We start from the raw sequence: 15594 nt of genomic DNA on the forward strand, positions 1-15594 counted from the left end.
AATCAAAAAGCCTCGCTTGTTGATTTATAAAGAAGAAGGGAGAGACTAGGCTCAGTGAACTTCTGGCAACCCGTCTGCAAAGCAGACCCCGGTGCTAATTCCTACCCCAGGCGGTGCCTGTTTAGGGAAATATAAACCATTTTGTGCATGCAAGCTGAGTTTCATCATTTTCATTCCGCGTCCCCATTTGCCCTTGAATTAGGGGGTGAATTACCTGCTTTGGATTTATCTTACCAAACCTGGGGCAAACTCAATGCTAAAAAAGACAATGTGGTCTGGATTTGCCACGCCTTCACCGGAAGTCACGATGTGGCAGAATGGTGGCAAGGGCTCGTAGGCCCCGGAAAGTTATTCAATCCAGAAAACAATTTAATCGTCTGTGTGAACATTTTGGGTTCTCATTATGGTTCGTCTGGCCCCTTAACGGTGGATCCGAGAACTGGAAAGCCTTATTTTCACTCGTTTCCGGACGTGACGATTCGCGACGTGGTTTCTAGTTTCGAGATTCTGCGCAAGGAATTGAAGATCAATCGCATCAAAACCTGCATCGGTGGTTCCCTGGGAGGTCAGCAGGCGGTGGAATGGGCGATTGTGAATCCCGGTTTGATCGAAAACCTGATTTTAGTAGCGACGAACGCCGTGCATTCACCTTGGGGAATTGCCTTTAATGAGTCCCAAAGAATGGCCATCGAAGTCGACCCCTCTTGGAAGGAATCACAGCCTAAAGCCGGTTTAGAAGGAATGAAGGCTGCTCGTGCGACCGCTTTGATCTCTTATCGGAATTACGAAACCTATCAGATTACGCAAGCCCGTAAGGAAAATACCTATGGTTCTTCCCTTCGTGCCGTTTCCTATCAACGCTACCAAGGCGAAAAATTAGCCCAACGCTTCAATGCCTTTTCCTATTATCAATTATCGAAAATGATGGATTCGCAGGATGTGGGTAGAAATCGTGGCGGAGCCATCGCTGCATTAAAATTGATTCAATCAAAAACCCTGGTCATTGGTATTAAATCTGATGCCTTGTTCCCGATTGTGGAGCAAGAGTTTTTGGCTAAATACATTCCTGGTGCCTCTTTCCACGTCATCGACTCCCTGTATGGGCATGATGGATTCTTAATCGAAAGTGGCTTGATGACCAAGGCCGTTCGATTGTGGCAGAAATTACAACGCCTCGAAGTCAATCCGATGGCCGATTTCTTCCAAGCTTTAGAAGCTAAACTCGCATCCCATGAAATTTCACAATAAAGTTGTTTGGATTACGGGGGCATCCTCTGGAATCGGTGAAGCCTTAGCTTATGCTTTCGCGGCGGAAGGCGCGCTTTTAGTGTTGTCTGCTCGCAGAGAAGAAGAGTTGCAGCGGGTGGCCAAAGCTTGCGGCAATGGGTACGTGCTCCCTTTCGACATGCTATCGCTGTCAGAACACGCAGATCGCGTGCAGGATGTCATTCAAACCTATGGTCGTATCGATTATTTGGTTTTGAATGCCGGAGTTTCTCAGCGTTCTTTTGTAAAAGATACGGAATTCGACGTGTATCGCCGTCTTTTTGAGGTGAATTTCTTTTCGATTGTCTCTTTGACACAGGCTGTTTTGCCTGTCTTTACCGCCCAAAAATCGGGCGTTTTTGTTCCGATTGCTTCGGTCGCTGGACGTATTTCTACGCCGCGCAGAGCCGCTTATGGTGCGACGAAACACGCGTTAATCGGATTCTTTGATTCAGTTCGCGCGGAGGTTTTCAATGATGGCATTCGCGTGACCACGATTTTGCCGGGTTACATCAGGACGAATATTTCCCTTCACGCGATGAACGAGAATGGGGAGGCATACGGAAAGATGGATCCGAATCAGGCCAAAGGCTTAGATCCCAACGTCACCGCACAGAAAATCTTGCAAGCCGTGCTAGCACAGAAAAATGAATTCTTTGTCGGAGGTTTCCTCGAAGGATTTGGCCTATTCGTCAAGCGTTTCTTTCCTTCGATTATGCCGTTTATGCTACGGAAGATTAAGAATACGTAGTCTTTTTTTCATTAAAGAAGAAAACGAAAAGCAGCAAAACGACTCCTGCAATCGCAGCCGGAACCATCCAAACCGCTTGCCAATTCTTGACGTCATTTATAGTATAATAATCTAATACGATTCCTGATAGCTTCGATCCGATGCCCATTCCGATGCCATAGGTGGCAAACGTGATTAAACCTTGTGCGGAATTTTTGATTTTATCGCCGGCTTTTTGGTCCGTATAAATCTGTCCGGTCACAAAGAAGAAATCGTAGCAAACGCCGTGCAGAATAATCCCGATATACAGGATCCATTCGCTTGAAATTCCATCCCCATAACCGAAGCAAAGGAATCGAATAATCCACGCCACTAAACCCACGACAAGCATTTTCTTTACACCTAATCGGGTAAAGGCAATCGGAATTAACAGCATGAAAATCACTTCAGAAGCCTGTCCTAAAGACATTTTGTTCTCTACATTGCTCATATGTGCATCCGTTAAGGATGGATTTGCCATCGCATAATAGAAGGACAAGGGGATGCAGATCAAAATCGAAGAAATAAAGAAGATCAAGAAAGAACGGTCTTTAAAAAGTTTCAGCGCATCTAAACCCAAAATCTGTGCTACTGACGCATTCTTATCAGCTTTAGGAGGCGTATTAGGTAAGGTAAACGAGTAAATTCCTAGAAGGAAGGAAGTGTACATCGCGATCTCAAAAATGGCCACCTTGTCTCCCAGCGCATAAAATCCAATAATATTAGTCACCACTATCCAAGCAATCGTTCCTGTCACGCGAATCGTAGGGAATTCCTTTTCTGGATTAGACATCTGGTTCATTGCAATCGAATTCGATAAGGCCAAATTAGGGGCAAAGCAAAGTGTATAGGCTAAGATATACCAGAAAAAGGCTTCAGGGTCTCTTTCTAAGCTCAAGAAGTAGAGGATCACACCGCCCAAAATATTTAAAAAGCCCATGACTTTTTGAGCAGCAAAAAAGCGGTCTGAAATCAAGCCCACGAAGAAAGGGGCAAAGATGGAAGCAATCGCAAAAGTGGTGTAAGCATTCCCTACTTGATCACCCGTAGCGTGAAGATTATCTAATAAGTATTTACTCATTTGACCATACCAGGCGCCCCATCCGAAAAACATCAGGAACATCATGGACATGAGTTGGAATTTTACGCTACTTTTCATCTTTTTTTAGGTTTAGAGAGACCAAAAATACAAATTTGTGCGAAATTTAAAATTTTCTGAAAATATATTTTTCGGGCTTTTTGTCGGTTTTCCTATACCTGTTTTCCGTATTTTTTTCATTTTTCCGAAAGACAAGTCTGTTTTTGTATCGGCTTTTTGGGATTATGGCAAAAATCTCATTTTATCCCCCAAAAACACTACTTGGCTCCGCTTTTCTCCCGGGGTTTACTTATTTGATAAACCGTATTATTTATCGTTTTTTTGAGGACTGAAATGTATTCAGCCACTCATTATGTTCGGAATCTTATTAATATCGGCGCGGCCAACAGGAGAATTTCACGGATCGATGCCCTTGTTTTTGGGAGCATTTACGGTGATCTCCTTGGTATTAATTGGTTTTGGGATAGTCCTTTTCAAAAAGCGAAAAGAGTGGATACATAATTCGAAAATGACCTACGGCAAAATCGTCGAAATTTCGAAGCGTTATTCCCGCGATGACCACAGCGGTCGCTTCCCCATTTATTTCCCAATTGTCTCTTACTATGTGAACGGTTTGGAATTTAGACGCGAAGCGGATAAAGGTTTGGCCAAAAACTGTGAAATAGGGCAAGAAATCCCCGTTCGTTACCTTTCCGAGAATCCCTACGAAGCCTCTTTAGCTGAAAATACGGTTCCCGGTTTAAATCCATCGATCTTCTTTGCGATGGGCCTCTTGATGCTAGCTAGCGCGATCATCTTGTTGATCATGAAGTCCTAATTTCATTTTTCGTAGCCTTTTTGTAAATTGGTCCAAAATCTAGGACTATGGAAACCCCTATTAAAGAAAAAGAGCAGTTTAGAAATTACGATCAAGGTGATATCACCGCTGCCGTAAAAGAACATTACCGCAAAATGCGCTCTCGCCAAACCTACGACTACGTTCAGCGCATGAAGGCCAAATACCTGACATTCGAACGTCCCATGGATCTTTGGGAAATGATGGAGCGCCTAAACGTCCTCGTCGATGTTTCCGATCCTGATTTAAATCTACCTAACATCATTCACCTATTGCAATCTGCAGAAGGTATGCGCGCGGACAATCGCCCCGACTGGATGCAGTTAGTCGGTTTAATTCATGACCTCGGAAAGGCCATGTACTTATTCGGTTCAGACGAAGACGGCACTTCACAAGCCGAACAATGGGGATTAGTAGGAGATGTATTTGTCATAGGATGTAAATTGCCAGACTCTTGTGTCTATCCAGAGTTCAATGCCTTGAATCCGGACATGCAAGACCCTCGCTACAATACCGAATTAGGAGTTTACGAAGCAGGATGTGGTCTAGATAACGTTCATCTAGCCTGGGGACACGATGAATATTTATTCCAAATACTACGTAATCACCAAGAGAATACTATCCCAGAAGCAGGAATGGCCATGATTCGGTATCATTCATTCTACCCATGGCACTCAGGCGGTAGCTACAAAGCTTTGCTGAACGATAAAGACTCGCAATACCTCGAGTGGATCCGCGATTTCAATCAATATGATTTGTATACCAAATCTCCTGTGATTCCTGTGTATGAGGAATTGAAGGAGTATTATAAGCCGATTGCGGAGAAATATCTCGGTAAAGGGCCTATTTATTGGTAGTTCTTTAGAGGCTCCTTAAAAACGGCGCAAGCACATGTTTTTTGCGGAGCCTCTAAAGAACTATCCAAAATAAAAAGGGCTCTTGGCCTCATAAAACTAAAATACCCCTTGAAAATGGCGCGAGCACATATTTTCTACGGGGTATTTTAGTTTTAATCTCTTTCTGAAATAAGTTTTAGATTGGGGTCAAAAATCGCCACCTATTTCCAGAGATAAATTTCTTCTCCCTGCTACAAAACATGTGCTTGCGCCGTTTTAAGCAGGGAGAAGAAATTTATCACCATCCATCATCCGCCTTCGGCTTCGCCACCGCTTTCTTAACCGGTGCAGCTGCTTTTGTAGGAGTGGACTTCGTTGCACCTGTTTTGGCACCCTGACCCGTCGCCAGATTAACATCTAAAGGCACCCGACTATATACGCGACAAACGATTTTCCAATCGTCGTTCATTTTAATTAAGCTTAGTAAATCGATGTACTTGAAATCATCAAACTTGAATTCCACTGTCGCTACCGCCGAAGTTCCAGCATAAGAGTAATTTAATAGAGCTCCAGTTGCTTTTGCGCCGCCTGCTGGCATACCTGCGATGAATTTACGCAAAGGGGTGTCTGTGATTTTTCCAGTCGTGGTATTGAGGTTTCTCAGTAGTGCATTGCTTGCGAAAGCACGGCCAAGGCTAGCTGTGTCGCCTTTTGTGAAACCTTCCGTGTAAGAAGTAATGGCAGATTTAATGCCCTCGTCTTCTGATTGAGCGAAAGCCGAGGTGGCTACTAGGCAAAACAGTGCAATAAATAGATTTTTCATGGTTTGTTTAATTAATTGCCTCCTGAAGATTCGCTTTCTGCTGGGAGATTTTCTCCTTTCAGGAAGAATTTCGCTTTTTCAGGATACAAGATGGATTGAACGATATTGACTTTGGCTAACGAATGATTCGCCATATTACCTAAAATGATAATAGCCGAATTGTCTTTTTGATTATGCAAATAATAATTTTTGAATCCGTGCCACCAGCCTGTGTGGTAAGTAAGCCATTCTCCATTCTCAAGTTGCTTCAATCGCCAGCCTAAGCCGTAGTTCGTTGCAAGGACTTTAGGCTTCGTATGTTGTGGTGTAAATGCTTCCGCTAAGGAGCTAAGTTTGACTACCGTTTCTGAATTCAAAGCCTGGTCCCAAAGAAACATATCCTCCACCGTAGAATAAATTCCTTTGTCCCCGGTAACACCATCTAAATGGTCGAAACCTACCACGGCAAGTCCGGAACGTTTGGGTTGATAGCCAGTAGCCGATTTTTTAAGTAATTCCGGGTGTTGCGGATCATATACAAAAGACTCGCTCATGCCCGCAGGCGTGAAAATGTTTTCTTTTACGTATTCCCTGAAACCTTTACCGCTAATGCGCTCTACGATATAAGCCAATAAAATGTAATTGGTATTATTGTAATGAAACTGGCGATTCGGGTGGTAATCGATGCCCGGTTTGATTTTGTTGAACAGTTCGACCACTTTGGCATTTGTTAACGGGGCTTTCTTGTCATAGTATTTATCCAAACAATAGGCGTAATTAGGTAGGCCAGACTTGTGTGTCAATAAGCTGCGAATGGTGATGCTGGAATCGTAGGGAAAACCGGGGATGTGTTGTTCTACTCGATCATCGAGTTTTAATTTCCCTTGTTCCATCAATTGTAAGATGGAAACGGCGGTGAATTGCTTAGAAACGGAGGCTAATTGAAAGGGAGTTCGCGTACTTAATTGTGCTTTCGTGAAGTTATTCGCAATCCCAAAAGCGCGTTTGTAAATAATCTTACCATATTGTGCGACTAGCACGGTACCATTGAATCCTGTTTTCTTTTGTAAGGTTTTAAAGAAGGTATCGAGTTTAATCGCTTTTTGCTGCGCTATTTTAGGGTCAAATAAACTCGCAATACTATCGTTTCTCTTTTCGACCGCGCTGTTTTTGGCAAAAAAATGACCAGGAACATTATTGCAGGAGGCCATGCAGAATAAGGATGCCAAAATACTAAGAGCCAAAGACCTACGATTCATATGCGAAATTGCGAAATGTATTTGTTAAATTTAAAAGCAATTTAATCAGAAAAGGCCTTATTTCAAACCCTATGATACAGCGGATTTTTGTTTTCTTTTTTCTAGTCTTCATTCGCTTATACCAAGGGATGATTTCTCCCTTTCTTCCTAATTCCTGCCGCTACACGCCTACCTGTTCTGAATATGCTAAGATAGCCTTTCAAAAGCACGGCCTAATCGAAGGTTTACGTCTTACCTTGAAACGGGTAGGTAGTTGCCATCCCTGGGGAGGAAGTGGTCATGATCCGGTGCCTTGAACTCCGACGCAACAGTGTAGCACTGTTTTAATTGTATTATTCTAATTTTATCCTAAATTATTTTTGGCATTAGATTACCGAAAAAAAAGTGATTTTTTTTTCAAAAAAGTTTCTATTGAAAAAATACAATCGAATGCGAGCTGTTTTGGAGGTTTTGGTCTAAAAATGACTTTGAAATAGGGGCTCTGTTTATAATTAGCTAACAATTAGATTATTTTCAGATTCTGTCCTATACTGTGCTAGCTTTCAACAAAATCTAGATTAAGTACAATTTGTGGCCCTAAAGTCATCGTTTCATTATCTATTTTCATTTTTTTATTCAATTTATTCTTACTTTTTTTGTGAAGGTTTTGAAATTAGTCTCCTTGTGTAAACGATTACAAGGGCATTTCAGAAGGCTTCGGCCAGCAGAAACTCTGTCTTCTATATATTAAAGGAATAAGAACAAGACCTACAAGAATCATTAATCATTTTTAACCCTTAATTTTTCACTTATGATTCATTCTTACAAAAGAGTGGGTCGCCTTGTGCGATCAAGTGTTAGTAACCTAGGCTTCAAGCAAGCTTTTAGTGTTGCTGTAGCACTATTAATTTCCTTGGGTGCTTTTGCTCAAGATGTGGTTTCAGGGAAAGTTACTGATGCTGCTGATGGCTCAGCAATCCCTGGTGTTTCTGTTACTGTTAAAGGTACTACAAAAGGTGCTCAAACTGACATTAACGGTACCTATAAAGTAAACGCAGGAAGTGGAAGCACTTTAGTGTTCACATTCGTAGGTTATACTTCTAAAGAAGTAAAAGCTACAGGTTCTGTAGTAAACGTTTCTTTAGCTGCAGACAACAAATCTTTAGAGGAAGTTGTGGTAGTAGGTTACGGTACACAAAAGCGTAAAGAGATTTCTGGAACTGTAACAAGTTTAGGTTCTCGTGAATTTAACGCGGGTGTAGTAACTAACCCATTAGCTGCTGCTCAAGGTAAAGTGGCTGGTTTAGTAATTACGCAGTCTTCAGGAGATCCTAACTCTCGTCCAACTGTTCGTTTACGTGGTACAGGTTCATTGAACGCAGGTTCAGAGCCATTATACGTAATTGACGGTGTGATTGGTGCTCCTATCGAAAACGTTGCTCCAGAAGATATCTTATCTATGGACGTTTTACGTGATGCATCTTCTGCTGCTATCTACGGTTCTCGTGGTGCGAATGGTGTTATCTTGATCAACACAAAACGTGGTAAATCAGGTGCTCCTACAGTTGATTATTCAGCTTATGTAGGTGCTGAGACTATTTCTCAACGTCCTGAGTTATTAAACGCTGCTGAATTCCGTGCTGCTGCATCGAAATACAAGCAAACATTTGATGACAACGGTGCTAACACAGATTGGTTAGACGTTATTACACGTACTGCGGTTTCTCAAAACCACAACGTAGGTGTTTCTGGCGGTTCAGAAAATTTATCATACCGTGCTTCAGTAGGTTATTTAGACCAAACTGGTACATTGATCGGTTCAGCTAAAGATCGTTTAACAGGTCGTTTGAACTTAGATGCTAAGGCATTAGATGGTAAGTTGATGATGAAATTTAACATGTCAGCTATGCAAACAAACGGTACATTCTCGGATAACCGTGCAGTAGGTTTTGCCATGAACATGCGTCCAACTGATCCAGTTTATGCTGCAAACGGAAATTATTTCCAATTGCCAGGTACATTCGCAAACTTTAACCCGTTAGCGGCTTTAGAGAAGAAATCTAACACACAACGTTTACAAGATTTCTTATTCAATGCATCTGCTGCTTATACTATCTTAGATGGTTTAGTATTCAACGTTTCAGGTACATTACGTACTCAAAACGCGAACAACTCTTATTTCGCTTCAACTACTCCAGGTAACTTATTGTCTACTGTAGGTGGAAACTCTGCTTCTCGTTCATTGAACTCAGTAACGGATAAGCAATTAGAAGCTACTTTGAACTGGACTAAGAAATTATCTGATGTGTCTACTTTGACATTATTAGGAGGTTATACTTACCAAGATGTAGTTAACGACGGTTTCGGTGCTGCTAACAACAACTTCTTAACAGATGCGTTTGGTGCTGATAACATTGGTTCTGGTTTAGGTATTCGTACGAATCCTTCTTTATTGTATTCTTACAAAAACGAATACAAATTAGTTTCTTTCTTAGCTCGTGCTCAATACTCGTTAATGAACAAGTATTTCGCTACAGTGAACATGCGTCGTGATGGTTCGACTAAATTCGGTGATAACAACAAGTGGGGTTTATTCCCATCGGTTTCAGTGGGTTGGTCATTATCTGAAGAAGCATTCTTAAAAGGAAATACTACAATCGACAACTTGAAGCTTCGTGTTTCTTGGGGTAGAACAGGTAACTCGGAAGGTATTCGTCCGTTGTTATCTAAATCATTCTACGGTCCATCAGGGTCATACTATGATGGTTCAGCAGATGACTTCTTACCTGCATACGCTATCCAATCTAACCCGAACCCTAACTTGAAGTGGGAGATTAACGAAAACTACGGTGCTGGTATCGACTTCTCTATCTTGAAAGGTAAGTTAACTGGATCGATTGACTGGTATACTCGTCAAACGAAGGATTTATTGTACACGGTTAATGCTCCGCAAGAAAAAGGATATGTATATCCTACGATCTTAGCGAACATTGGTTCGATGCAAAACCGCGGTATTGAAGTTTCGGCTACTTACCAATGGTTAGATACACAAGATTGGTCAATTAGCTCTACATTCGCTGGTTCATTCAACCAGAACGAATTGATCGCATTGAAAAATGATGAGTTCGCTGCAGCAGACCAAGTATTCTTGTCTACTACTTTAGGAAGCTTTATCCGTGGTACATCAGCTGTAAACTTCTCAGTTTTACAAGCTGGTCAACCAGTAGGTGTGTTCTACGGAGCGAAAATTGCGAAAATCGAAAATGGTCGTTATGTATTCCAAGACCTTAACGGTGATGGTACAGTAGATCCTAACGCAAAAGATCGTACTTACTTAGGTGATCCTAATCCTAAATTTGTAGGAGGTTTAACTACGAACGTACGTTACAAGGCATTTGACTTACAATTCCAATTCACTGGAAATGCAGGTGCTAAAATCGTTAACACAAACAACCTATTATTAGGTCGTCAAGATGGACGTATTGCTGAATCAAATGCATTGAAATCTGCTTTAACATCGATTATCAATGATGAGCGTACTATCCCTATGGATTACTACGTAGAATCAGGAGATCACATCCGTTTGAACAACGCTTCATTAGGTTACACTTTTGCATCTAAAGGTGTATTCAAAAGAGCTCGTGTTTATGTAGCTGGTAACAACTTATTGTTGTTCACTAATTACTCTGGTGTAGATCCAGAAGTTAGCCAAAACCTAGCCATTGGTTCTGCTGCTCCAGGTATCGATGTTCGTGAGACATATTACAAAACTCGTGCATTTACTGCGGGTATCAATTTGTCTTTCTAAACAAAATACCACTCTATTAGTTATATAACTTAATTAATAAAATAATTAAAAAAATGAAAAAATATATCTATAAAGTACTTTCAGTAGGTGTTTTCGCTTCGTTAGCCCTATCGTCTTGTACAGATTTAACTGAGCCAGTTTACGATTCGATCCCTGCGGATCAGTTCTTGAAAACTGACGCTCAAATTGCTGCGGCATTAGGACCTGCTTATGGTGGTCTACGTGGTATCACTTGGGATTGGTTTAATCCAAGTGAAGCATCTTCGGATGAGTTAATCGTTCCTACACGTGGTGGTGACTGGTTTGACGGTGGTGACTGGTTAGCGTATTCTCGTCACACATGGACTCCACAACACGGTCCTATCAATGGAATGTGGGGATTCATTTTTGGTAACATCTCTCAGGTGAACCAATTGATCCCAGTGGTTGCTTCTAACCAAAAAGCAGTAGATGAGTTACGTGCAGTACGTGCGATCTATTACTTCATGGCGGTGGATGCATTCGGTAATGTACCTATCGTAACAGATAACAAGTCTTCTGCTGCGACTAAGACGCGTGCTGAGGTTTATGCATTCATCGTTTCAGAATTGACTTCTGCTATTCCTAACTTGCCTTCAGGTAAGGCTTACTCTCGTATGACACAAGATGCTGCTAAAGCATTGTTAGCGAAAGTATACTTAAATGCAGCAGTTTATAGCGGTACAGCACAATGGCAAAAAGCGTATGATACAGCTGATCAAGTTATCAAATCTTCGAACAACTGGTCATTAGCTTCTTCTACGTTGTCTAACTTTATCGTTCAAAACCAAGGTTCTAACGAGAATATCTTCGCGATCCCTTTTGATTCATTCAAAGCGGGTGGTATGAACTTCCAAATGAGAACGTTACACTATGCTAACCAACAAACGTATGGTTTAGGTAACTCTCCTTGGAACGGTTTCTGTACTTTAGCTGACTTCTATAACTCATTTGAGTCTGGTGACTTACGTGGTGCTATGTGGATCAAAGGACAGCAATATGCTGCTTCTGGAGCTAAGTTGAAAGATGCAAAAGGTGCTGATTTAGCATTCGTTGCGGATTGGGATAAAGATCAAATGACTGATGCAGATGCAGTTTACCAAGTAGCTGGTATCCGTTCTCAGAAATATGAGATCCAAAAGAACAACCCGAACGGTGATCAATCAAATGACTACGTATTCTTACGTTTAGCTGACGTTATCTTAATGCGTGCTGAAGCTGCTTTCCGTTTAGGAAATACAGCGCAAGCGTTGACAGACGTAAATGCTATCCGTACTCGTTCAGGTGTTGCTCCGTTGACTGCTATTACAGCTGATGATATCTTAGCTGAGCGTGGTCGTGAGTTAGCTTGGGAAGGATGGAGACGTAACGACTTAATTCGTTTCGGTAAGTTCTCTGTTGAGCGTAAGTTCATGAAGGTGACTGACAAGACGCGTGAATTGTTCCCAATTCCACAACCTCGTCGTGATGCTAACCCATTATTGACTCAAAATCCAGGATATTAATCTGACGGTTTTTGATAGAAAGGCAGAACCATTTGGTTCTGCCTTTTTGTTTTAGGCGGGTTTTATATGCCCCTCGTATTTTGTATTTTTGTAGCGCAAAAATTCGATCATTCAGAATGAAAAATTACCCTTTAATCTTTCTTATTTCCATTAGTCTTTTCTCCTGTTCTCAGCAGGAGGACAATCTTTTCGAGGAGTTGCCTGCGGAGCAAACCGGTATTGATTTTGTCAACCGTAGTTTGGAGAAAAAAGAGTTCAATATCTTCAATTACCGCAATTTCTATAATGGAGGAGGCGTGGCGATAGGCGACGTGAATAATGATGGTTTATCGGATCTTTTTGTGACCTCTAATTTCGAAGACAATAAGTTGTATTTGAATAAGGGGTCGATGAAGTTCGAGGATATTACGGTGAAGTCAGGGATTGTGGGGAAGAAGTTTTGGTCTACTGGTGTTACGTTTGCAGATGTGAATGGAGATGGCTTGATGGACATCTATGTGTGTAATTCAGGTTCACGTGATCAGCGTGGGAATCAATTGTACATTAATCAAGGAATAAAGGGTGGTGTGCCTACTTATAAGGATCAGGCTAAAGAAGCTGGTCTAGAAGATGGAGGATTTTCGACGCACGCGGCTTTCTTCGATTACGATCGCGATGGCGATTTGGATATGTATTTGTTGAATAACAGTTTCACCCCGATTGATAAATTAGGGTATACGAATTTGCGGGAGGAGCGAGATAAGTTAGGGGGTGATAAGTTATTTAGAAATGATAGCAAGGATGGAAAGGAACTTCATTTTACCGATGTGTCGGAGACGGCAGGTATTTATGGAAGTTTAATTGGTTTTGGTTTAGGAATTACGATAGGCGATGTCAATAATGACAACTGGCCTGATATTTATATTTCAAATGACTTTTATGAGCGTGATTATTTATATATCAATCAAAAGAACGGCACGTTTAAGGAAGATTTAGAGAATGAGATGCCGCATATTTCGCTTAGTTCGATGGGTGCGGATATGGCGGATTTGAACGACGATGGCTACATGGACATCTTCGTAACGGATATGTTGCCGGGCGACGATCGCCGGTTAAAGACTACGTCGGTATTTGAGGGATATAACCTAGTGGAGTTGAAGAAGAAGCGTGGGTTTTGGAATCAATATATGCGCAATAATTTGCAGCTGAATAATGGCGATGGCACCTTCTCTGAGGTGGGTCAATTAGCCGGTGTACATGCGACGGATTGGAGCTGGGGCGCCTTGATCTTCGACATGGACAATGACGGAAAGAAGGATATTTTTGTGGCGAATGGTATTGCGAAAGATCTAACGGATCAAGATTTCGTCGATTTCTTAGGCGATCGCAACACGATGCAGCAAATGCTAGATGGCAAGAAGTTCGATTACAAAGAGTTTACAGATAAAATCTCCTCCGTACCTATCCCGAATTACGCCTACAAAAACGAGGGCGATTTGAAATTCTCGAATCAAGTAAAATCATGGGGTTTAGAGGGCCCAGGATTCTCGAACGGTTCTGCCTATGGTGACTTAGACAATGATGGTGATTTAGACTTAGTGGTGAATAATGTGAATGCACCTTTGTCAGTTTATAAAAACAAGTCGAATGAGAAGTTAAAGAACCATTATTTGACCGTACATCTGAAAGGGGCGGATCGTAATTTGAATGGTATCGGAGCTCGCGTAACGGTGTATCAGAAAGGCGGATTCAAAGTATTGCAGCAAATGCCGAATCGCGGTTTTCAATCGTCGAGTGATCACCAAATGGTCTTTGGATTAGGAGCGAATGGAGCGATTGATTCGGTACAGGTTTTATGGCCAAACGATAAGATCGAAACAATTAAATCTGTGAAAGCGGATCAGATCATTACCCTTAAGCAGGAGAATGCAAAGGAGATCTTCCACTTTTTTGAGGCGAAACAAACACCGATTTTTGCAGATGTGACATCTGGTTTATTGGATTATCTACACGTGGAAAGTATGTTCAATGACTACGATCGCGATGTGTTATTAAAACAAAAGTATTCTACACAAGGACCAGCTTTAGCGGTGGGTGATGTAAATGGTGATGGTCTAGAAGATATTTACCTAGGTGGGGCAGCGGGTCAAATCAAGCAATTATTTATCCAAAAAACCGGTGGCAAATTCGTCAATTCTCCTCAAGCAGATTTCAGTTTAGATCAGACTACTGAGAATACGGATGCGACTTTCTTCGATGCGGATAAAGATGGCGACTTAGATTTGTTCGTGGTAACGGGAAGTAATGAGTTCGCGGAGAATGCGCCGGAACTTCACGATTTATTGTATTTGAATGACGGCAAAGGCAACCTAAAACGTGATGTTCGATTCCCAATGATTTACGAAAATGGTTCAAGTGTATCTGCTGCGGATTACGATAAGGATGGTGACATCGATTTATTCGTGGGAACGCGGATGATCAATGCGAAGTATGGCCAAAGTGCCCAAAGCAATCTGTTTATCAACGATGGAACGGGAGGGTTCAAGAATCAGTCAAAACGCTACATGCCACAAGTGACAGAGCTAGGGATGGTGACTGATTCAGAATGGGCTGATGTGAATGGCGATGGCTATGTAGATCTTTTAGTGACGCAAGATTGGGGTCCGGTGGTTGTGTTTAAGAATGAAAGAGGTAGAAAATTAACGAAGCAGGAGCCCGTTGCGGGATCGGAAGGACTTTGGTCTTGTATTAAACCGGCGGACATAGATGGCGATGGGGATATGGATTTTGTGCTGGGGAATTTTGGCCTAAATTCTAAGATTAAAGCCTCAGCTGAGTCACCGGCCTACTTACACGTAGGGGATTTTGATAAGAATGGTGCCATCGAACAAATCATCTCTTGCGTAACAGAGGATGGAAATACCTATCCGATGGTGTTGAAAGGGGAGATGCAGCGTGCGCTTCCGATGATTAAGAAAAAGTTCATCAAGTACAAGGATTATGCGAACAAAACGGTAGACGAATTATTCACGGAAGAACAGCGTGAAGGTGGAACTGTGCGTCAAATTACGACCACTCAATCGTCCTTTATGATCAACGATGGGAAAGGCAACTTTAGCTTGCAAGCACTTCCTTACCAGGCTCAATTCTCTCCTATTAGGGGAATTCAAGCAGCCGATTTCAATAAGGATGGCAAACTAGATATTTTATTAGCGGGTAATTTCTTTGATTCACTTCCGGAATGGGGGCGATTTGATGCGAATTATGGTCTTCTACTAGAAGGACAAGGAAAAGGGAAGTTCGCCGTGAAATTATCAAAGCAAACAGGATTTAAAACCCTCGGTCAAGTACGTAATATGGCGCTCGTAAAAGGAGGAAAGTCGACGTATGTAGTATTGGCCAAAAATGATGACAAAGCCCAAGTATTTAAATTTTAAAA

Annotated in this window: 11 protein-coding genes and 1 riboswitch; of the genes, 8 read left to right on the forward strand and 3 right to left on the reverse strand. The window is 41.8% G+C overall.

All coding sequences use genetic code 11. The annotated features are described in order from the left end of the window. The first annotated feature begins 21 nt into the window (after positions 1-21). Positions 22-138: riboswitch (SAM riboswitch) on the forward strand. A gap of 9 nt (positions 139-147) precedes the next feature. Both EWU21_RS01120 and EWU21_RS01125 read left to right on the forward strand, forming a co-directional pair. After that, positions 148-1248 (forward strand): homoserine O-acetyltransferase family protein, encoded by a 1101-nt coding sequence (locus tag EWU21_RS01120; protein ID WP_130894952.1) that lies wholly within the window; start codon positions 148-150, stop codon positions 1246-1248. Beyond that, positions 1232-2017 (forward strand): SDR family oxidoreductase, encoded by a 786-nt coding sequence (locus EWU21_RS01125; RefSeq protein ID WP_130894953.1) that lies wholly within the window; start codon positions 1232-1234, stop codon positions 2015-2017. The genes EWU21_RS01120 and EWU21_RS01125 overlap by 17 nt, the downstream gene beginning before the upstream one ends. Here EWU21_RS01125 and EWU21_RS01130 read toward each other — a convergent pair. Next, entirely contained in the window at positions 2004-3194 is a 1191-nt protein-coding gene (locus EWU21_RS01130) for a nucleoside permease (RefSeq protein WP_130894954.1), read from the reverse strand. The genes EWU21_RS01125 and EWU21_RS01130 overlap by 14 nt on opposite strands. Before the next feature lie 292 nt (positions 3195-3486). Between EWU21_RS01130 and EWU21_RS01135 the strand changes: the two genes are divergently transcribed. Both EWU21_RS01135 and EWU21_RS01140 read left to right on the forward strand, forming a co-directional pair. After that, complete coding sequence (locus EWU21_RS01135) at positions 3487-3951, forward strand: DUF3592 domain-containing protein (protein ID WP_130894955.1); 465 nt, start codon at positions 3487-3489, stop codon at positions 3949-3951. A gap of 47 nt (positions 3952-3998) precedes the next feature. Continuing rightward, positions 3999-4826: an inositol oxygenase family protein gene (locus tag EWU21_RS01140; protein ID WP_130894956.1), complete on the forward strand. Its 828-nt coding sequence runs from the start codon at positions 3999-4001 to the stop codon at positions 4824-4826. Positions 4827-5103: 277 nt separating this feature from the next. Here EWU21_RS01140 and EWU21_RS01145 read toward each other — a convergent pair whose 3' ends face one another. Further along, on the reverse strand, positions 5104-5628 hold the full coding sequence (locus EWU21_RS01145) for a nuclear transport factor 2 family protein (RefSeq protein ID WP_130894957.1): 525 nt from the start codon (positions 5626-5628) through the stop codon (positions 5104-5106). 11 nt (positions 5629-5639) lie between these two features. Beyond that, on the reverse strand, positions 5640-6866 hold the full coding sequence (locus EWU21_RS01150) for a serine hydrolase domain-containing protein (RefSeq protein WP_130894958.1): 1227 nt from the start codon (positions 6864-6866) through the stop codon (positions 5640-5642). A gap of 71 nt (positions 6867-6937) precedes the next feature. Here EWU21_RS01150 and yidD point away from each other — a divergent pair, with 71 nt between their 5' ends. The 4 genes from yidD to EWU21_RS01170 all read left to right on the forward strand — a co-directional run bounded on the left by yidD (position 6938) and on the right by EWU21_RS01170 (position 15592). After that, entirely contained in the window at positions 6938-7162 is a 225-nt protein-coding gene (gene yidD / locus EWU21_RS01155; protein ID WP_130894959.1) for a membrane protein insertion efficiency factor YidD, read from the forward strand. A 494-nt stretch (positions 7163-7656) separates the two neighbouring features. Beyond that, positions 7657-10653, forward strand: coding sequence for a SusC/RagA family TonB-linked outer membrane protein (locus tag EWU21_RS01160; RefSeq protein ID WP_130894960.1), 2997 nt, complete (start codon positions 7657-7659; stop codon positions 10651-10653). A gap of 53 nt (positions 10654-10706) precedes the next feature. After that, positions 10707-12176 carry a RagB/SusD family nutrient uptake outer membrane protein gene (locus tag EWU21_RS01165; RefSeq protein ID WP_130894961.1) on the forward strand — a complete coding sequence of 490 codons (1470 nt, stop codon included), beginning with the start codon at positions 10707-10709 and terminating at the stop codon, positions 12174-12176. Positions 12177-12292: 116 nt separating this feature from the next. Then, positions 12293-15592 carry a VCBS repeat-containing protein gene (locus EWU21_RS01170; protein WP_130894962.1) on the forward strand — a complete coding sequence of 1100 codons (3300 nt, stop codon included), beginning with the start codon at positions 12293-12295 and terminating at the stop codon, positions 15590-15592. Positions 15593-15594 lie beyond the last annotated feature (2 nt).

It is taken from the genome of Aquirufa antheringensis (assembly GCF_004307425.1).
Taxonomy (GTDB): domain Bacteria; phylum Bacteroidota; class Bacteroidia; order Cytophagales; family Spirosomataceae; genus Aquirufa; species Aquirufa antheringensis.